At 62.8% G+C, this 18,970-nt stretch carries 19 protein-coding genes and 1 pseudogene; 13 read left to right on the top strand and 7 right to left on the bottom strand.

Going from position 1 to position 18,970, the window contains the following annotated elements:
* Positions 1 to 111: 111 nt before the first annotated feature.
* Positions 112 to 612: a hypothetical protein gene (locus tag ABW22_RS13625; RefSeq protein ID WP_059757803.1), complete on the bottom strand. Its 501-nt coding sequence runs from the start codon at positions 610 to 612 to the stop codon at positions 112 to 114.
* A 312-nt stretch (positions 613 to 924) separates the two neighbouring features.
* On the opposite strand from ABW22_RS13625, the gene ABW22_RS13620 reads away from it, so the two are divergent.
* Complete coding sequence (locus ABW22_RS13620; RefSeq protein WP_059757799.1) at positions 925 to 1,980, top strand: hypothetical protein; 1,056 nt, start codon at positions 925 to 927, stop codon at positions 1,978 to 1,980.
* Between the two features lie 195 nt (positions 1,981 to 2,175).
* Here ABW22_RS13620 and ABW22_RS13615 read toward each other — a convergent pair whose 3' ends face one another.
* Entirely contained in the window at positions 2,176 to 3,162 is a 987-nt protein-coding gene (locus tag ABW22_RS13615; protein WP_059757794.1) for a ribose-phosphate diphosphokinase, read from the bottom strand.
* Between the two features lie 85 nt (positions 3,163 to 3,247).
* Here ABW22_RS13615 and ABW22_RS17755 point away from each other — a divergent pair, with 85 nt between their 5' ends.
* The 4 genes from ABW22_RS17755 to ABW22_RS13600 all read left to right on the top strand — a co-directional run bounded on the left by ABW22_RS17755 (position 3,248) and on the right by ABW22_RS13600 (position 5,321).
* Positions 3,248 to 3,418 carry a hypothetical protein gene (locus ABW22_RS17755; RefSeq protein WP_193393308.1) on the top strand — a complete coding sequence of 57 codons (171 nt, stop codon included), beginning with the start codon at positions 3,248 to 3,250 and terminating at the stop codon, positions 3,416 to 3,418.
* A 73-nt stretch (positions 3,419 to 3,491) separates the two neighbouring features.
* Positions 3,492 to 4,106: an isochorismatase family protein gene (locus ABW22_RS13610; RefSeq protein ID WP_059757790.1), complete on the top strand. Its 615-nt coding sequence runs from the start codon at positions 3,492 to 3,494 to the stop codon at positions 4,104 to 4,106.
* Entirely contained in the window at positions 4,103 to 4,618 is a 516-nt protein-coding gene (locus ABW22_RS13605) for a hypothetical protein (protein WP_059757785.1), read from the top strand. Before ABW22_RS13610 ends, ABW22_RS13605 begins: the two co-directional genes overlap by 4 nt.
* A 154-nt stretch (positions 4,619 to 4,772) precedes the next feature.
* A complete protein-coding gene (locus ABW22_RS13600; RefSeq protein WP_059757782.1) occupies positions 4,773 to 5,321 on the top strand; it encodes an HPF/RaiA family ribosome-associated protein in 549 nt (182 codons plus the stop codon).
* A 1-nt stretch (position 5,322) separates the two neighbouring features.
* Here ABW22_RS13600 and ABW22_RS13595 read toward each other — a convergent pair whose 3' ends face one another.
* From ABW22_RS13595 to ABW22_RS13575, 5 genes are all read right to left on the bottom strand, one after another.
* On the bottom strand, positions 5,323 to 5,994 hold the full coding sequence (locus ABW22_RS13595; protein ID WP_059757778.1) for a hypothetical protein: 672 nt from the start codon (positions 5,992 to 5,994) through the stop codon (positions 5,323 to 5,325).
* Positions 5,995 to 6,439: 445 nt separating this feature from the next.
* Positions 6,440 to 6,715 carry a hypothetical protein gene (locus tag ABW22_RS13590; protein ID WP_237763354.1) on the bottom strand — a complete coding sequence of 92 codons (276 nt, stop codon included), beginning with the start codon at positions 6,713 to 6,715 and terminating at the stop codon, positions 6,440 to 6,442.
* An 89-nt stretch (positions 6,716 to 6,804) separates the two neighbouring features.
* Complete coding sequence (locus ABW22_RS13585; protein WP_059757770.1) at positions 6,805 to 7,143, bottom strand: EF-hand domain-containing protein; 339 nt, start codon at positions 7,141 to 7,143, stop codon at positions 6,805 to 6,807.
* A gap of 240 nt (positions 7,144 to 7,383) precedes the next feature.
* On the bottom strand, positions 7,384 to 9,108 hold the full coding sequence (gene polX / locus ABW22_RS13580; RefSeq protein WP_059757767.1) for a DNA polymerase/3'-5' exonuclease PolX: 1,725 nt from the start codon (positions 9,106 to 9,108) through the stop codon (positions 7,384 to 7,386).
* A gap of 70 nt (positions 9,109 to 9,178) precedes the next feature.
* Entirely contained in the window at positions 9,179 to 9,685 is a 507-nt protein-coding gene (locus ABW22_RS13575) for a hypothetical protein (protein ID WP_059757764.1), read from the bottom strand.
* Positions 9,686 to 9,930: 245 nt separating this feature from the next.
* On the opposite strand from ABW22_RS13575, the gene ABW22_RS13570 reads away from it, so the two are divergent.
* The 8 genes and pseudogenes from ABW22_RS13570 to ABW22_RS13540 all read left to right on the top strand — a co-directional run bounded on the left by ABW22_RS13570 (position 9,931) and on the right by ABW22_RS13540 (position 18,807).
* Complete coding sequence (locus tag ABW22_RS13570) at positions 9,931 to 10,218, top strand: hypothetical protein (protein ID WP_059757761.1); 288 nt, start codon at positions 9,931 to 9,933, stop codon at positions 10,216 to 10,218.
* Positions 10,219 to 10,734: 516 nt separating this feature from the next.
* Positions 10,735 to 14,076, top strand: a complete 3,342-nt coding sequence (locus ABW22_RS13565; RefSeq protein ID WP_162264492.1) for a CheR family methyltransferase — start codon at positions 10,735 to 10,737, stop codon at positions 14,074 to 14,076.
* The gene (locus ABW22_RS13560; RefSeq protein WP_059757754.1) at positions 14,073 to 14,675 is read left to right on the top strand and encodes a response regulator transcription factor; all 603 of its coding nucleotides are present in this window, start codon (positions 14,073 to 14,075) and stop codon (positions 14,673 to 14,675) included. Before ABW22_RS13565 ends, ABW22_RS13560 begins: the two co-directional genes overlap by 4 nt.
* Positions 14,676 to 15,357: 682 nt before the next feature.
* Positions 15,358 to 16,311, top strand: coding sequence for an RNA polymerase sigma factor RpoS (rpoS, locus tag ABW22_RS13555; protein WP_059757750.1), 954 nt, complete (start codon positions 15,358 to 15,360; stop codon positions 16,309 to 16,311).
* A gap of 58 nt (positions 16,312 to 16,369) precedes the next feature.
* Positions 16,370 to 16,711: a hypothetical protein gene (locus ABW22_RS13550; protein ID WP_157648650.1), complete on the top strand. Its 342-nt coding sequence runs from the start codon at positions 16,370 to 16,372 to the stop codon at positions 16,709 to 16,711.
* 33 nt (positions 16,712 to 16,744) lie between these two features.
* A pseudogene (locus tag ABW22_RS13545) lies at positions 16,745 to 17,455 on the top strand (diguanylate cyclase domain-containing protein); the annotation flags it as partial.
* 107 nt (positions 17,456 to 17,562) lie between these two features.
* Positions 17,563 to 17,706, top strand: coding sequence for a hypothetical protein (locus ABW22_RS18445; RefSeq protein WP_419184928.1), 144 nt, complete (start codon positions 17,563 to 17,565; stop codon positions 17,704 to 17,706).
* Positions 17,707 to 17,814: 108 nt separating this feature from the next.
* Entirely contained in the window at positions 17,815 to 18,807 is a 993-nt protein-coding gene (locus ABW22_RS13540) for a sugar phosphate nucleotidyltransferase (protein ID WP_059757741.1), read from the top strand.
* Positions 18,808 to 18,970 lie beyond the last annotated feature (163 nt).

Genomic DNA, 18,970 nt, shown 5'->3' with positions numbered 1-18,970 from the left:
GCATCAATCAGGGCAAGCTTTGCCACTTTTCCATCTCCCTTGTTTGCCATCGGGTAGGCACCCTGCATGTTCCGGAAAAGAAACCCAATCGCGGTCCAAGCAGGGTGCGTGCTATTCGTAGCGCAGCAGTTCTTCGGCGAGGGTGTCTTCTCCAAAACGTTCGATCAGCGCGTCGATCTCCGACAGCAGCGTATCGTCCTCGTCGTCCTCCAGTACGCCGTCACCCACCAGGCTCGCGCCCAGGCCGGCCAGGATGGCGTCTCTGACTGTAGCCAGCGTAGGGGGGTTCTCGCGGTTCTCGTCTCCGACCACCGACTCGATCGCACGCGACAAGGGCTCGCTGGCGCTGGCCTGCACAAAATCGACGGCCAGTGCGGATCCGCCGAACTCCTCGATGAAGACATCCAGTTCGTCGAGCATCGATATGTCGACATCAAAGTGATGCATTCGCTCAGCCTCCTTGAAGTCGTCCGGCAACAGATCGGCGAGAAAGCGGCGCACCGCCATGAGGGTGACGGGTTGCTCGCATTCCGGATCGTTGGCCCGGCTGCTGAGCAGTGCCGACAGGCGTGGGCTGACGCGGCTGGCAATATCGATGGGATTACGGATCATGGCGCTTCCTGCTTGTCTGGTAACACATTGGTGAATGGTGATTTTTCAAATCACTGCATGATTAGAGGTATAGCAGATGGGCTTCCGAACAAGAGCGGGCGCGTGGCTCGCCTATCATTATTGAGACGGCCAGATTATGTTTGAACCCACGAAGGACTATTCACGCTATCTTGCCTCGTCCAGCCTGTTGAGCCGTCTCAATAGAGCGCTGTTTTTAATGGTTATTGATTCGGCACACCCCCTCCGGCATCGGGATGTGGCGCATCGATCCGAACCACCCATTCAAATTTTATCGTGCCGAATCAATAAACGATGGACAAAAGCCGCCCCCCACACGTTTCAACCCGGCCGGAGCAGGCCGCCGCCAGCCTCGAAGCCAAGCTCGCCTTCTTGGCGCGGCCGGATGCCTACCCCGAGGGGCCGTCGCGGGTGGACGCGGTGGAGACCCACATGTCCTGGGTTTTCCTGACCGACACCCATGCCTACAAACTGAAAAAACCGGTGCGCTACGACTACCTCGACTTCAGCACGGTCGAGGCGCGGCGCCTGGACTGCGAAGCGGAGGTGCGGCTCAACCGCCGCCTGGCCGCCGAGGTCTACCTGGGGGTGATCCCGCTGGTGCTGGACGCGGCAGGCCGCCTGAGCCTGGGCGGGTCAGGGGAGACGGTGGATTGGCTGGTGCGGATGCAGCGGTTGCCGGCGGAACGCATGCTCGATCATCTGCTCCGCAAGGGGTCGGTCAAGCAGGCGGAAATCAATCAACTGGCCCATCGGCTTGCCCGCTTCTATGCCGCGCTCCCCGCGGAACCGCTCGCGCCCGAGGCGTATCGGCAATCCCTGGCCGGGCGGATCGAGGACAATCTGCGCGAACTCGACAGCCCGGAATTCGACCTGCCCCGGGAGGTGCCGGCGGGGCTCGCCCGCTTTCAGCTGCGCTTCCTGCAACAGCACGCCGGATTGTTCGATCAGCGCGTGCAGGCGGGCCGCATCGTCGAGGGCCACGGCGACCTGCGGCCGGAGCATGTTTGCCTGCTGGCGGAACCGGTCGTCATCGATTGCCTGGAGTTCAACCGCGAATTCCGCATCCTCGATCCGGCCGACGAGCTGGGCTATCTGGCGCTGGAGTGCGAGCGGCTGCAGGCGCCGCAAGTGGCCCGCTGGCTGCTGGAAGGCTATGGCGAGTCAAGCGGCGATACCCCCCCGGTCGCCCTACTGCATTTCCACCAGAGTTGCCGGGCAACCTTGCGCGCCAAGCTCGCCCTGTGGCACCTGCGCGACGATGGGCGGCATCCGCCAGGCAAGTGGGTCGCCACGGCCAGGGACTATCTCGAACTGGCGCAGCGGCACGCCGATTCGGCCGGAAGCTGAGACGCGCAAACCCGTTCAACTGTGCATCGATGCCTTTATGCAGGAGCACCCGCAAGGGGTAGGCCGTGGTTATAAGCCGCTGAAGCGGCAACAACCACGCACCGGCGCCCTCGCCGCGAATCCCTGCGCTGCACCACCGTCCGCATTCGGCCCGGGGGCGGGCCTCTTACACGTTATTCAGCGCATTTTGATCATTCAGACCTGTAGCAGTTCGACCAGCGAGCCGCCGCTGTGCAGGCGGTAGATGGCCTCGGCGAACAGCGGCGCGGATGCCAGCACCTCCACCCGGCTGCCCAGCAGCGCCGGCGGCAGCCGGAAGGGCGGAATGGAATCGGCAACCAGCACTTTATCCAGCGCCGGGCCGGCCAGCACCGCGCCCGCCGCGCCGACGAACATGCCGTGGCTGGCTGCGGCGATGACCCGGTTTGCCCCCAGCGCCTTGCAGGCGGTGGCGGCCCGCGCCAGGGTGGTGCCGGTGCCGATCAGGTCGTCGAGGATGATGGCCGTTCTGCCGCCGACGTCGCCCACCACCGCTTCACCGGACACCACGCCTTCGCTGCGGCGCTTTTCCATGAAGGCGGCAGCAATGGGGCGGTCGAGCGTCTGGCTGAGGGCCTGGCGGAAGGCTTCGGCCCGCTTCACCCCGCCGGCGTCGGGTGACACCACCACGAGGGGCTCGTCGTCCAGGTGCGCCGCGAACCAGGCGACGAACAGACCCTGGGCTTCGAGGTGCTCGGCCGGGATGCGGAAGGCATTCTGGTAGGCGGCCGGGTTGTGGACGTCGAGGGTCACCATGCGGTCGGTGCCCACCGCTTCGAACAGCTGGGCGACATAGCGGCTGCTGACCGGGTCGCGCGACTTGGTTTTGCGGTCCTTGCGGGAATAGGCCAGATAGGGGCAGACGGCGGTGACCCGGCCGGCCGAGGCGTCCTTCAGCGCGCCGATGAAAAACAGCAGGCGAACCAGCTTGTCGTTGGCGCTCATGCCCGGCTCGCCGTAGAGCGACTGGATCACATACACGTCCTTGTCGCGCACGTTTTCCAGCGGCCGCGCCTTGTGCTCGCCGTCCTCGAACTCGCGTTCCTCATGGCTCGACAGCGCGATCCCCAGCGCCGTGGCCACCCGTTCGCCATAGGCGCGGCTGGCGTCAAGGGCAAACAGGCAAAGCGCATCCGGGGTCATCGGTGTCTCCTAAATGGCGGCTGGCAGCATTTTCATAATATGCCAGACTCAAAGGGAACGTTTGCCCACAACCAAGGCGAGAACCATGGAACCCAAGGAATGTTTTTACAAGGAGCAGTTCGGCTACTGCTGGCTGGCGGATGGCCAGTGGCTGTTTCAGGCGGTGGATGTGAGCGAGCAGCCGCTGGGCGAACCAGTCAAGGTCGAACTGGGGGAACTGGTCTTCCATCACGATCAGGACGAAGAGTTGCATTAACGCCGTTGATCCCGGTAAGCCGGACGCGCGCCACTCGGCGCATGCCCGTATCGGGGCCTAGAGGGAAACCCACATGAACGCTGCAACCAAGTCATCCGAACTTGAACGCTGTCAGCTGCAGCCCGGCGACGTGCTGCTGGTCACCGACATCCAGAACGATTTCCTGCCGGGCGGGACCCTGGCGGTGGCGGGCGGCGACGAGGTGGTGCCGGTGCTCAACCGCTATATCGACGCATTCCAGGCGCAGGGCCTGCCGGTCTATGCCACGCGCGACTGGCATCCCTTGCGGCACTGCTCCTTCCACGCGCAAGGCGGGCCGTGGCCGGTCCATTGCGTGGCGGGCACGCATGGCGCGGACTTCGCGGCGGTGCTCACGCTGCCGCCCGACACTACGGTGATCTCCAAGGCGACTTCCCGGGATCGGGAAGCCTATTCCAGCTTTCAGGGCACCAACCTGGACAGCCGCCTGCGCGAGGCCGGCATCCGCCGGCTGTTCATTGGCGGGCTGACCACGGATTACTGCGTGCTCAACACGGTGCGCGATGCCCGGCGACTCGGCTACGACGTGTTCGTGCTGGCCGACGCGATCCGCGCGGTGGACGTTCGGCCCGGCGACGGGCAGCGTGCGGAGGCGGAGATGGCCAGTCTCGGCGCGCGGCGCATCACGCTGGATGGCCTGGCTGCATGAACCCTGCGAACAGCGTCCTGCTCACCGATCTTTATCAGCTCACCATGCTGCAGGGCTATCACGACGCCGGGATGGAAGACACTGCCGTGTTCGAGTTCTTTGTGCGCCGGCTGCACCCGGGGCGCGGTTTTCTGCTGGCGGCGGGGCTCGAACAATCGCTGGAATATCTGGAGCAACTGCACTTTTCCCCCGAGGCGCTGGAGTGGCTGGCGTCGACCAAACGCTTCAGCCCGGCCTTCCTCGCCTCGCTGGAAAGCCTGCGCTTCACCGGCGACGTGCATGCGATGCCGGAAGGCACGGTGTTTTTTCCCAACGAGCCGATCCTGCGCGTGACCGCGCCGATCGCCGAGGCGCAGCTGGTGGAAACGCGCCTCATCAACCTGCTGCATCTGCAGACCCTGATCGCCTCCAAGGCCGCGCGTTCGGTGCTGATGGCGCGCGGAACGGCCGGGCGGTGTGTGCGCCTGAATGCCATCGGAGGGGGACAACCTGATCCAGGCGGCGCGCCGTGAGCGGGCAGGATGCCTGGTGCTGGCCGGCCGCGAACGCTTCCTCAGCCAAGCCGGTTTTGACCGAATGCCCGGTTGTGCTGGCGCGATGACGGCAGTAAATCCTGAAAAGTCAGCGCTGAGCGCTTCTTTACAACCTGAACGAAAGGAACACAAGATGAAAACGCCCCTGCAAATCACGTTTCGCGGCTTTGAACAATCCGACGCGCTCGAGACGCATATCCGCGAAAAGGCCGACAAACTGGAAACCTTCTTCGAGCCGATCATGTCCTGCCGGGTGGTGGTGGAATTGCCGCACCAGCACAAAAACCAGGGCAAGTGCTTCAATGTGCGCCTCGACATCGGCGTGCCGGGAAGCGAAATCGTGGTGAACCGCGACGAGCACGAAGACGTGTATGTCGCCCTGCGCGATGCCTTCGATGCGGCCAGGCGCCAGCTTGAGGACTATGGCCGGCGTCTGCGCCGCGAGACCAAGGCCCACCCGCAGGAATACACCGGCCTGGTGGCGCGCCTGGTTCCCGAGGAAGGCTATGGTTTCATCCGGCGTGCCGACGGCAACGAGCTGTACTTCAGCTTCGATAATCTGGTGAACACCACGTTCGATCAGATCAAGACAGGCGACGAGGTGAAGTTCATCGAGGAACTGGCCGCCGAGGGGCCGCAGGCCAAGCGGGTGAGCGTGGGGCAACACCACATTCCGCTGTAATTCAGACGGAAGCGCGCTGGCGGCGTAAACGCAGCCCCTCGCGTACCAGTGCCGACTCGAAATCGGCGAAGCCGGCCGCCGGCTGTCCGTCGGTTTCCCACAGGCGCCGCAGCCGGGCAAAGGCGCGGTCCGGGTCAGGGGTGCCCGGCCGCAGGTAGCCCAGGGCGGTGGCCGCACTGATTGCCAGCGGCGACAGCGGCGGCTCGGCTTTGGACCAGATGCCGCGCAGTTCGCGCAGAAAAATGTCGACGGTGGTGTCGCCGATTCCCTTGCCCAGAGCCTTGAGCCGGCTTTCCAGGTCGCGCGGATCGGCGACGGCGTCATGCAGGGCATCGAGGCTGCCGCCATAATCGCGCATCAGCGCAGCACACACATCAAGCAGCTTGGTGGCGGTCTTGTAGTCGTAGCGCACATAGCCGCCGGCATCGAGGATGTCCACCAGACCGTCCCAGCCGGTTGCCACGATGCGGTCGGGCGTGAGCACGCCGCGCGCGGCGAATTCCAGCCAGGTGCGGGTGGCGAGCGATCCGGAAATGCGCGTTCCGTAAAGCGCCGCGGCGAGAAACCACTTGAAGCGCTCGCCCGCATCGGCTGAGGCGAGATCGATGCCGAGCGTACCGGCATAGCGTCCGCCACGGCTTTTCACCAGTTCGCCGGGGGCGATTCCGCTCACGGCTGCACCTCGTATACCAGCCGGTCGGCCCGGCGTTCGCGCACGTTTGACAAGCATGGCTTCACGGGCCCCTGAGGGCGGGACAGCGCTCATGCCGTCCGGCCCCTTGCGCCCATGCCTGCTACGTTCTTGCCCGATTCGCGGGGCAGGGCGAATTATCCTAGAAACCGCAGTTGGACGCGCCCGATGGTGCGTTTGGGCGTGTGCATGCCGCATACGATTCCACATGGGCTTCAGCCCATAGTGGATCGGAGTCCTTTAGGGCGAAGCAACGAGGCGGCAGGCCGGGGCCTGCAACGAGGCGCGACAAAGGCAGGCGCGCGACCAGACGTACCAGCGGGTGTGTAGCGTACATACCCAAGCGGTGAGTCGTATCGAAGACGAGAACGCGTGTGTTCATGCTGGCCTCATGGGGACAAAAAGCGGTCAACTGCGGTTTTTAGGATTATTGGGTCGGCGGGGTACTGGGCATGTCCTCAGGGGCTGCTTCCCCGGGCGCCGGTTCCATAGGCGTAGCGCCCTCGGGTGGCATGCTGTCGGACGGCGCCATTTCGGGTTGCGGTTCAGTCATGGGCGTGGGCTCGGAAGGGTAAGCCTCCGGCGCCGGCGCTTCCGAGCCCGGCATTTCAGGAACCGGAGCCTCTTCCTTCTTCTGGCAGCCGGCCAGGGCAAGGCCCAGCAATGCGGCGATGAGGACCGAGTGTTTCATTCCCTGTTTCATATCACTTCTCCTTCCGAAAATGGTCGGCGTTTAAGGCGGCCGCCGACTTTGCCGGGTATTTCATTCGAGCGAACTTCAGTAGGCCACGCCTAGTAACCGGGCGCGGGCTGGGCCGGCTTCGGTTGCCCGCCAGGCCCCGACTCGGGCCTGGATTGATCGCCTGCTTTCCTGGCGAGGTATCTGTCGAATTCGCCCGGGTCAACCTGTCCATCCCCGTTGATGTCGGCGGCCCTGAAAGCCAGGTCGTCCATGCTTTTGTCCTTGAACTCCTCGAGGGAGAGGTAACCATCCTTGTTGGTGTCGACGTCCTTGAACGACATGTCCGACTCGGGCATTCCTTTGCGATCCCCTGCGTAGGCAGGAAGCATCGCAACGCCAAGCAACAGGGCGGCGAGTTGTGTCTGGATTCTGCGGATTCCTGATTTCATGCGTCTCTCCTGTGATTCGCCGCAGGCGTGGGCTGTCACGCGGCCCACCCGCCGCCGGGAGCCGAGAACAAAAATCGCCGGAGCGGCGGGGCTTTTGTTTCGACTGCTTTGCGGACGGCTGCCTTGGACGATTAATCGAGCATGCAGACGATCCTTCACCCAATATAGACGAATTTTCAGCCTAAATCGGACGCGAATGGTCGATGTGGTTTGACTTCATCCTTGTCGGCCAGCAAGGCTTCACATGGTGCGCTTGAGCAGCCGCCGCAGCGCCGCCAGCGGGCGGGTGTTGAGCACGTCGTCCTTTTCCAGCCAGCCGCGCCGGGCCTGGCCGACGCCATACTTGAGATTGGCGAAATCAAAGCTGCTGTGCGCGTCGGAATTGATGCTGACCAGCACGCCTTCCTCCTTCGCCATCTGGCAGTGGCTGTCCAGCAGGTCGAGGCGCTCGGGATGGGCATTGAGTTCGAGGAAGCAGCCGCGATCCTTTGCATGGCGAATGATGCGCAGCATGTCGACGTCGCAGGGCTCGCGCCGGTCGATCAGGCGACCGCTGGGGTGGGCCAGCAGCGTGAAGTGGGGATGGTCCATCGCGCGCAGGATGCGTCCGGTCTGCTTCGCGCGCGACAGATGGAACTGGCTGTGCACCGCGCCGACCACCAGGTCGAGCCGGCCCAGCACGTCGTCCGGGAGGTCGAGGCTGCCGTCCTCCAGGATGTCGACCTCGATGCCCTTCAGCAGCGTGATGCCGTCGAGTTCCGGGTTGAGGCGGTCGATCTCGTCGCACTGGCGGGCCAGCCGCAGTGGGTCGAGGCCGTGCGCCACGGTGAGGTGGCGCGAGTGTTCGGTGATGGCGAGGTATTCCAGCCCCAGCGCCTTTGCCGCCAGCGCCATCTCGCGCAGGCTGTCGTGGCCGTCGGTCGCCTTGGTATGCGCATGCAGGTCGCCGCGCAGGTCGGCGAACTCCACCAGGCTGGGCAGGCGTCCATCGCGCGCCGCCTCGATCTCACCGCGGTCCTCGCGCAGTTCCGGCGGAATCCACGGCAAGCCGACGCTTTGGTAGACCGAGGTTTCGTCCTCGCCGGCAATGCGCTCGTCGCCGCGGAACACGCCGTACTCGTTGACCTTGAGGCCGAGCTTCTGCGCGATGCGGCGGATCGCGATGTTGTGGGCCTTGGAGCCGGTGAAGTAGCATAGCGCTGCGCCGTAGCTGGTCTGCGAGACCACCCGCAGGTCGACCTGCAGGCCGCTTTTGAGGACGACGCTGGCACGCGTACTGCCGGCCGACAGCACCTCGGCCACCTCGTCGTAGGCAGTGAAGCGCTGCATCACCGGGCTGCCGGTTGCCGCCGTGACCAGGATGTCGAGATCGCCCACCGTCTCGCGCATGCGGCGGAAGCTGCCGGCCAGCGTCACCTGCCCAACGCCGGGGACGGCCTGCAGGAAGGCGGCAAGGGCGTCGGCGTACTGCGCCGCCACCGCCAGCTTGAAGCGGCGCGTCTGGCTGGCATGCGCTTCCACCGCTTGCAGGATGTTGAGTTCGGTTTTTTCGCCGAAGCCGGGCAGGGCGCGGATGCGGCCATCGCGCGCCGCCCGGTACAACTGCTCGACCGTCTGCACCTCAAGGTCGTGGTACAGCGCCTTGACCCGCTTCGGCCCGAGGCCGGGAATCTGCAGCAGTTCGGTGACGGCGGGCGGCAGATCGCGCCGCAGCCGATCAAGCAGGCTGCAGCGGCCGTTGCTGACAATTTCGCGGATTTTCTCGGCAAGATCGTCGCCGATCCCCGGCAGCCGCGTCAGGTCTTCGCCTTTTTCCATCAACGTGCGCGCCGGCTGCGGCAGTTCGCCCAGCGTGCGCGCGGCGTTGCGGTAGGCGCGGATGCGGAATGGGTTGGCGCCCTGGATTTCCAGGCGGTCTGCGATTTCCTCGAAGAGGGCGGCGATATCAGCGTTGTGGACCGGCATGGAACGGTTGCCTACCCATGGCTTGAGTCATAGGCCAGCATGCGGCAACGCAGGCGAGTGCGTTGCAACGTCACGGGAAGGCCGGAATTTCAGGTTCGGTACCGCCGAATTCGACATCGGGGTGGTGCACTTTGATGAGGGTCTCGATTTCCTCGACCCGTTTCTTGGGTACATCGATCATGAACAGAAATTCGCCTTTTTCAATGGCCTCCTCGAACTGCTGGATGCGGCGATTGCCGACACTGCTTCCGATCATGCTCGACGCCCATGCGCCAAAGCCTGCACCCGCAAGGGTGGACGCCAGAATCGCACCGCCGGCCAGCACCGGTACACCCGGCAAAGCCACCGCGACCAGGCCGACCAGCAAGCCCGTCCCCCCACCCACGGTCAGACCCTGTTCGAGTGCGGGGATCACGTCGGACTTTTGCAGATGCGACGCTTCGGGCAAATCTTCCATTGGCGTGCCTTCCTTCGCCAAAACATGGATATGACGCGCTTCGATTCGCGCCAGTAACAGTTCACTAACGATCTTCTTGGAAACCGCTTTATCGGGTGCCAGGAAATAGATCCGTCTCATGCTTGTCTCTCCTTGGTGGGTGATGCAATCGAATTAGGTCGGGGCGAGCCCGGTGGATATTTTTGCTGTCCGTCCCTCGGTCAATGCGCTCGATACAAGGGTTCTCGCACGCATTCACCAAGCTCGTCGCCTTCCACGCTTTTTCAATATAGACACGGCAGGGCCTTCTGTTTGCAGCGTCTATTCTGAAAGCTGTTTCAGCCGCAGCATGCTCGTGCTGCGACGTCCATGGAGCGATGCGAAAAATGACTGAAAACAAAGATGAAATCGATCTCGAAAAGGCCCGGCTCGATCCAGGTTCGGTGTTCGCCGACCCCGAGACGCTGCGCGATCATCGTGGATTGGCGCGGGAACAGAAGATCGACCTGTTGCGCCGCTGGGCTTACGATGCCAGCGAGCTTGCCGTCGCCGAAGAAGAGGGCATGACGGGCGGCGAGCCTTCGCAACTATCGAGGATTCTTGCCGTGCTTCATACCCTGACGGGAGGCTACGATGTCGAACACAGCCCGCCCACGAAGCAGAAAGGCGTGTAAATCTGTTTATGTGAAGTCAGCAGTATGTTGTTGTTTTTGCTGCTTATCAGCGTGAGTGAAACAGGATGACCCTGGCGGAATTCGGCAGAGCCCGCCGGTGAAGCAATCAGGCAAGCCATGCAGTCATCCCAGGCCGGCCTGACCCCCACACATCGAGGCGGTGGCGCTGCTCGGCGATCTCCGTATCCGGATGGAACACCACCTGGGTCATCGCCTCGCGGGACGAGCACGGCGTGGGGGGAATCCGGCTGTTCTGCCCAGGTTGGTTATTTGCTACTATCCCTGCACTTGAAAAGGTTTGTGCATGACGATGCCGAATATCTGTATCAGACGGGCTGCCAGGGAAATTTGATGATCTTGTCGTTTCATTATTCCGCTTCCTGATCGATGCCCGTCAAAAAAGCTGCATCTATCGTAAACCCCGGGCCTGCCAAGCCCGCTACCAGCCGCAGGAAGCCCGCGTCATCGCCACAGACTAAAGACCCCGCCGCGCAGCCGCTTCAGGCAGTGGTGGGCATGGTCGCTTCGGCGGGTGGCCTGGAGGCCTTCAAGCAATTTTTCCAGGCGATGCCGTCGCAAAGCGGCCTCGCTTTCGTGCTCATCCCCCACCTCGACCCCAAGCACGAAAGCCTGATGGCGCCGCTGCTGGGCAAGCAAACCGCCATGCCGGTGGTGGACGCCGAGGACGGCCAACGCCTCGAAGCTGATCATGTCTACGTCATCCCGCCCAACCACGACCTCACCCTGCACAAGGGACTCATCCAGCTGAGCGCGCCGCCTGATCGAGGTGCCGGCCAAACTGCCATCGACCCCTTCCTGCGCTCGCTGGCAGCTGATCAGCAGGAACGGGCCATCTGCATCATTCTGTCCGGCACCGGCAGCCACGGCTCGCTGGGGCTCAAGGCTGTCAAGGCCGAGGGCGGGATGGCGATGGTGCAGGAACCGTCCAGCGCCGAGTACGACCGCATGCCGCTCAGCGCCATCGACACCAGGCTTGCCGACTATGTGCTGCCGCCTGGCCAGATGCCGGAAGAACTGCTCAAATACGTGCGGCACCTCGTTGCCGGAACCGCCGCGCTGCCCGAGCCGGCCGCCGCGCAGAACGACCTGACACAGATACTTGCGCTGCTGCGGGCACGCACCAAGTTCGATTTCCGTGCCTACCGCAAGCGCATGCTGCTGCGTCGCGTGCTGCGGCGCATGGGGCTCAACCACCTGGAGCGGCTCGCCGACTATCTGGCGCTGCTGCGCGAACAGCCGGACGAACTCAGCCAGTTAAGCAAGGACCTGCTGATCAGCATCACCAGCTTTTTTCGCGATCCCGAAATGTTCCAGGTCCTGGAGACCCAGGTGCTGCCCGAACTGATCGAGGCGCGTGATACGAACGCCCCGGTACGGGTATGGGTGCCCGGCTGCGCCACCGGGGAGGAAGCCTATTCGATCGCCATGCTGCTCATCGAGCGCATTGCCGCGACGGGCAAGGCCTGCCCGATTCAGATCTTTGCCACCGATGTGGACGAGGGCGCCCTCGACGTGGCCCGCCGCGGCATCTACCCGGAAGCGCTGGTGGCTGACCTCTCGCGCCAGCGGCTGGAGCGATTTTTCACCCGGGCCGATGCCCACCACTGGCAGGTGAGCAAGCAGTTGCGGGAAACCGTGCTGTTTGCGCCGCAGAACCTTCTGGCCGATGCGCCTTTCTCCAAACTGGACCTGGTGAGCTGCCGCAATCTGCTGATCTACCTGGAGCCGGAGGTGCAGCAGAAGCTGCTGCAATTGTTCCATTTCTCCCTCAATGAGGGCGGCACCCTGATCCTCGGCCCCTCGGAGAGCATCGGCCGGCATGTCGATCTCTATCGGCCGGTCTCCAAGAAGTGGCGCATCTTCCACCGCCTGCACACGGTGCCCCCGACCCGTGCCGGCTTTCCAGTTCAGACCGGCAAGCGGATAGGCGAACTACAGCCCGCGTCTCCACCGGTTCCGGCTCCGCATAAAAACCTGACCGAACTGGCCCGCAAGATCCTGCTGGAGGAGTACGCTCCTGCCGCCGTGGTGATCAATCGGCGCTACGAGGTGCTGCATTACTCGGGCCCGACCCATCTGTATCTGCAGCAACCCGGCGGGCCGCCGTCGCACGACTTGCTGACCCTGGCCCTTGCCGCGTTGCGGCCACGCATCCGCGCCGCGGCGATCAAGGCTATCAACGAGGCTATCAACGAGGAAGTCATGTCGATGAAAGAGGGGCTGCAGTCCACCAACGAGGAGTTGGAGACCTCCAAAGAGGAACTGCAGTCGCTCAACGAGGAACTGAGCACGGTCAATGCCCAGCTGAGCGACAAGGTGGACGAGCTGGAGGAATCCAATGACGACATGACCAATCTGCTGGCCAGCGTCGACAACGCCACCTTGTTTCTCGGGGTGGACCGCACCATCCAGCGCTTCACGCCCAGCGCCACCCGCCTGTTCAACCTGATCGCCACCGACGTTGGCCGCCCCATCGACCACATTACCGCCCGTTTCGAGGATCCGAAATTGAAGCGGGATATCGAGCGGGTGCTGCAGGATCAGACGCCCTGCGAGCGCGAAGTGTCGCGCGACGACGAGCAATGGTTTTTGCGCCGCATCACGCCCTACCGAACCGCCGACAACCGCATCAGCGGCGTGGTGCTGAGCCTGACCGACATTACCGTGCTCAAGCGGACCGAGCTGGAACTGCGCAACCTGACGGCGCATCTCGAGCAGCGGGTGAGCGATAACAGTGCGCAACTGCAGCACGAGCGCAATTTCATCGACGCCACCCTGAACACCGTGGGCGCCCTGATCCTGGTGATTGACACCGATGAGCGGGTGGTCAGGTTCAATGCGGCCTGCAACACCACGATGGGTTATGACTTTGCCGAATTCCAGGGCCGCACCAGGTGGCAGAATCTGATTCCAGACGATGAAAAAGACGGCGTGCGCCGGGTCAATGACAGGCTGCGGTCCGGCGAGGACCATATCCAGCACGAAAACCACTGGCTTCACCGGGACGGCTCCATGCGCCTGATCAGCTGGTCCAACTCGGTGTTGCGGGACGAGGCGGGGCAGGTTCAATACATTATTGGCACCGGCACCGATATCACGGAACGGCGCCGTGCCGAGAACCGGGCACGAGAAACCCTGGAAGAGGCCTCCCGGCTACAGCGCCTGCAGACCGCCAATGAACTGGCGACCCTGCTCGCCCACGAGCTCAACCAGCCGCTTGCCGCCATCGCAACCTATGCCGAGGCAGGCCTGCAGCTTCTAGGCCAAACGCCGCTGGCGCAGGACAAACTGACGCGGAACCTGGAGCAGATCAGCAAGCAGTCCCTGCGGGCAGGGGAAGCCATCCGTCATATGCGCGCGTTCGTGGGCCGGGGCAGGATCGACCCGGTGCCGATGGACCTGAACGCCGTGCTGCGCAACACCAGCACCTTGATGACACCGAAGGCCCGTACCCGCGGTATCGACATCGTGCTCGACCTCGACGAGACCCTGCCGCCGGTATTGGGGGTGGATGTACACGTCGAGCAGGTGCTGCTCAACCTGCTGCGCAACGCCATCGACGCCATCCGCGACGCCGGCATGTCAAACGGCAGCATCACCATGGCAACGCGGCGGGTTGAAGACATGGCCCAGGTCAGCGTCATCGACAGCGGGCTGGGCATCGATGCAGCGAGGGCCGACAAGGTGTTCGAGCCTTTTTCCAGCCACAAGGAATATGGACTGGGGGTGGGGCTGCGCATCAGCCGCAGCCTGATCGAGGCCCACGGCGGCCGGCTGTGGGTGGAGCCCCACAGCCCCGGCGGCATCTTCCATTTTGTTCTGCCCTTCGCCCCATGAGACAGACGGTATTCGTTGTCGACGACGATGCCGCAATGCGCGATGCGCTGGCCCAGTTGCTGGAAACGGCGGGCCTGCGGGTGGAAAGTCATGCCGACGGCGCCGCTTTCCTGGCGGCCTTTGAGGCCAACCGCCCGGGCTGCCTGCTGCTGGATATGGCCATGCCGGGCATGACCGGGTTTGAAGTTCAGGCGGCGCTGCACGCGCGCGGCCTGACCATTCCCATCATTTTTCTCACCGGACACGGCGACATCCCCATGGCCGTTCAGGCGGTGCAGGCTGGCGCCGTGGATTTTCTGGAAAAGCCGATTCAGGGCGCCGCACTGCTCGAACGGGTGCAGCGGGCCCTGGCGCTGGACGATGAGTGGCGCCATACACTGGGCCGCACCCAAGCCATCCAGCAGCGCTATGCCGGCTTGAGCTCACGCGAACGGGAGTGCATGGCGCTGGCGGTATCCGGCCTCACCAGCAAGGAGATTGCCCGGGAACTGGGCATCAGTCCGCGCACGGTGGAAGTTCACCGTACCCATGTCATGTACAAGATGGGCGCCGCCAACATGGCGGAACTGGTCAACATGGCCGCTTGCTGCGATCCCTGAGGGGGCTTTCCCCGGCTTGTCCGTTGGGTTGTGCCTGTAGGAGGCTCGCCCCCGGGCCGAAGCTGTGGTGATTGCGACGGTGCGAAAATCGGGGCGAGGGCGCCCCTCCCACAGGTCGGCGCGGTTGTGAAGCCCGCCTCGGGCCAAAGATGTGAAGCTCGCCTTAACGAAACGCTGATTAATTCAGTATGGTCGTCATTGCGAGCAAAGCGCGGCAATCCAGCGCATTGATTAAGCGGGCATTTCTGGATTACCGCGTCGCTACGCTCCTCGCAATGACGAATTAATCAGCGTCTCCTTAGCGCAATATTCGGGCCAGTCCCTGGAAGGGGAAGGACGAAAAATTAGCCCCTCGCTCAATCCTTGACACCTCCTCTGTCGCTACATACGTAGATCTACTCAGCGTTCACACGAATCCTGCCGTATCGCCACGACGGTTATTCTGTACCAATCCATTTTGACCAGCGGCCCTCCGGGCACCCGCTTATGTCGGGGCCTGTTCAGACGGGCTCGCTATGGGATCGGCAACCAGAAAAGGAAAACATCATGGTCAAAAGCGTCAAACAACCTGTCCCGTCGGATCCGGCGGTGGTCCTCCCATCTGCGCTGAGGGTTCAGCATCGTTCGGGCGGGATCTTCGCTTTGTTCTCTGTTGAACCGAAATTCCAGATCGGAGGTGAACATGTGGCCCGATGATTTTCATGAGCCGGAAGTAGGCTGTCATGCGCCGGAAGAAACCGAAACAGCAGAAACTCGGGACGACGGGCCTGAAGCCGAGAGCCATGTCGACGATACGTATGCCCAGGACATCACCCAACGTTATTTCGAAGACATTGGCCGCCTGCGCATCCTGAAGGCCGACGAGGAACAGGACTACGCCCGGCGCATGAAACGCGGCGATCTCGAGGCGCGGGACGTGCTGATCACGCACAATCTCAGGCTGGTCGTGTATGTCGCCAAGCGCTACCTGGGGCGCGGCCTGCCGCTGCTGGATCTTGTCGAGGAAGGCAATCTTGGGCTGATGCATGCCTTGGAGAAATTCGATCCGGATCGCGGCTTCCGTCTGTCGACTTATGCCACCTGGTGGATCCGGCAATCGGTCGAGCGAGCCCTGATGAATCAGTCGCGCACCATCCGCCTGCCCGTGCATGTGGTCAAGGAGCTCAATGTCTGCCTGCGTGCCCGCAGCAAGCTGGACAAGCAGGGAATGTCGGACCCGGGGATGGAAATGGAGGCGATCGCTCACCTCACGGGCAAATCCGTAGAGGCTGTGCGCAAGGTGATGCAGCTAAACAGGCCCCCCGTTCCCTTGGACGCCCCCTTGGACATCGACCCTGACCTGAGCCTGGGCGATGCCATTGCCGACGAGCGTTGCGTGCCCCCCGACGATCGCCTGTATCAAGCCGAGCTTGAACGTTATGTGACGGAATGGCTGGGCAAACTTTCCGACAAGCACCGCTGGGTGATCGAGCGGCGCTTCGGACTGAACAACCAGGACATGGCCACCCTGGAAGAACTGGCCAAGGACCTCCAGGTCACCCGCGAGCGGGTCCGGCAGATCCAGGTGGAGGCGCAGAAAGAACTGGCCATCGGCCTCGGGGAAAAGGGCGTGCATAAAGAGAATTGGCTGTCGTGATGCCCCGCGACGTTGCAGAAAATGAAGTCCGACCGGCCTGCAGATCATGAGCCGCATATTGATTGCCCTGCATGGTCATCTGATTAAGCGGTCGGTGCTGAATGCCGTCTTCGACTACTGCAGGAAGATGAAATTCGAGGTCAGCGTCCTGCTGGTCGACGGAGACAGTGCGCCGTCGCCGGCACTGGCGGATTTTCTGGGCCAATTGAAGCAGGCCGGGCTGAGTGGCCGCCTGTTCCGGCAAGCCGGTTCCCTAGGTCAGGCGGTGCTGAAATTTGCGCGTCGCCACAAGGACATCTCCCTGATCCTGGTGGACAGCATGAAAAACTGGGGCGCCGGTGTCCCATTGAATGCCTTGTCGCCCCCCGTTGGCTTGTTCAGCGGGGTTGTCGCGACCTGAAGGCAGCATGGGTGGCGCAACGGAAAGGACGCAATGAATCATCTACTCCGAAACAGGAATCATTTTATGCCAGGCGCTTACTTGGGCTCGACATCGGACGCCCGCGCTTTGGATACGCCTCTTTCGGACGTGTTCGAGCATTTTTCGGATGCGCTCATTCTGGCTGATGCTGAAGCACGGGTATCTTATCTGAACCCGGCAGCCGAGCGGTTGCTCGGATTGCCGCTGAACAACACACGCGGCCATGCGCTGGACAAGGTGCTCACCCTGCAGGACGGGCTGACACGGCAATCCATTCAAATAGGTGACTTTCCCACTCAGCACTCGCCATTTTCCGGGGCGTTCCATCTGCTCGTGCGCAATGGCGGCAGCGCCATCCCCATGCAATGCAGTGTTGCGCTGACCCGAACCGGTTCCGGGGCGACGGGCGGTTACATGATCGTGCTGCGTAATGCCAGCGACCTGCAGCAGCACATCGACAAACTGGTGACGCAGTCGATGCACGATGAACACTCCCGCCTGCTGCGGCGCGCCGAGCTGGTCAAGCGCTTGTGGCGCCTGTTGCAGGAAGCCGACGGCGGCGAGCCCCAGGCATTCATGTATCTGGATCTGGACAACTTCAAATCCGTCAACGATATGGCCGGTCACGCGGCGGGCGATCTTGCCATCCGCCAGATCGCTGCGCGCCTCAAGGACCAGGTGCGCGGCCGGGACACCCTGGCACGGCTGGGGGGGATGAATTCGGCCTGCTGCTGGAGCGCTGTCCGGCGGAGCGCGCGCGCCAGCGTGCTGAGCAACTGCATCGGGCGGTGGAATCCTAAGTCCTGCGCTGGAACGGCGAAATCTACCGGATGGGTGTCAGCATCGGCTTCGCCATTTTCAAAACGCACAAGCACAGCCCGAACGGCATTCTGGCCGCGGCGGATGCGGCGTGCTATCAGGCCAAGCGTAATGGCGGTGATGGGCCCCACATACAGGAAATCGCACTCGACTGAGCGTTGATTGGTTTGGCGAGGGCTTGTCGAAACAGGGAGAGTAGGGATCGGAATCCATGATTCCAGATCAGCCAGTGTTTTCACTGGAGAACAGAACGGAGTGAAGTGATGCAGGACAACCATACTTGGGCGGTAGTGCTGGCGGCGGGCGAAGGCAAACGGCTTGCTGTGCTGACGGCAGACGAAGCAGGCCAGCATGTGCCCAAGCAATTCTGCTCACTCCACGGCGGGCCGTCGCTGTTCGGGCTCGCGCTGGCACGGGCAAGCGCCATCGTTCCCAAGGACCGAGTCTGTGCTGTCGTGGCAAAAGGGCATGAGCACTGGTGGCGACAGCAATCCCATGAAATGCATCCGGACAACCTGATCGTCCAGCCGCGCAACCGCGGCACAGGTAACGGCGTGCTGCTTGCCCTCGCGTACATCCTTAAACGTGACCCGCAGGCACGATTGATCTTTCTTCCCGCCGACCATCACGTGCTGGCCGAGGACACCTTGATTCAGGCCATGTCGTCCATGCTTGCCGGGATGCCGGCCCACGCCAGGGGAATTTTCCTGCTTGGGGTCGAGCCTGACGATGCCGATCCGGAACTGGGCTACATCATCCCGCAGAAGACGGCCCAACAGGGTGCGCAAGGGGTCCGGCATTTTGTCGAGAAGCCCTCCCGTGGCGTGGCGAGCAAACTGATTCAGGAAGGTGGCCTGTGGAATAGCGGCATTTTTGCGGCGGCGGGCGATCTTCTGTTGGCACTGTTCAAGATGCGCTTTCCGGACAACGCCCAGAACATCATCACCACGACCGCCAGGATCGCCGACCCAGCCAATCCGTCGTGGGCACTGAGCCATCTCTATCAGCAGATTTCAAACATCGATTTCTCACGCCATATCCTGCAGTTCCAGGTGGCGGATTTGCAGGTGGTTCCTGTGCCGCATTGCGGCTGGTCGGATCTCGGCACGCCGCATCGGGTAACCGAACGGGTGAACCTGCTGTCCGGCAATGCCTGCAGCGCCAATGATCCTTTTGGAGAAACGGCTTTCCTTGACCTGGCGGATGCAGTGATCAGGGCTGACGAGCGCGGGAGCGTTACGCAGGCGGCTGTCTAGTTCTACTGTGTTATAAATAATGCGATGATTCAGGCATAGGAATTAGCGAGGTGGAGGCTACATGGGGCTGAGTCTTGAATCGCGGTTTGAAGCGTATTGCGACGAACTGGTAAAAGCGCTGTCGCATGCGGACCGTAGTCAGCCAGCGCGCTGGTATCTGAAA

Origin of the sequence: Thiobacillus denitrificans, from assembly GCF_001530125.1 — a bacterium.
Taxonomy (GTDB): Bacteria; Pseudomonadota; Gammaproteobacteria; order Burkholderiales; family Thiobacillaceae; genus Thiobacillus; species Thiobacillus denitrificans_C.
This window is presented reverse-complemented; position numbering and strand designations above follow the sequence as displayed.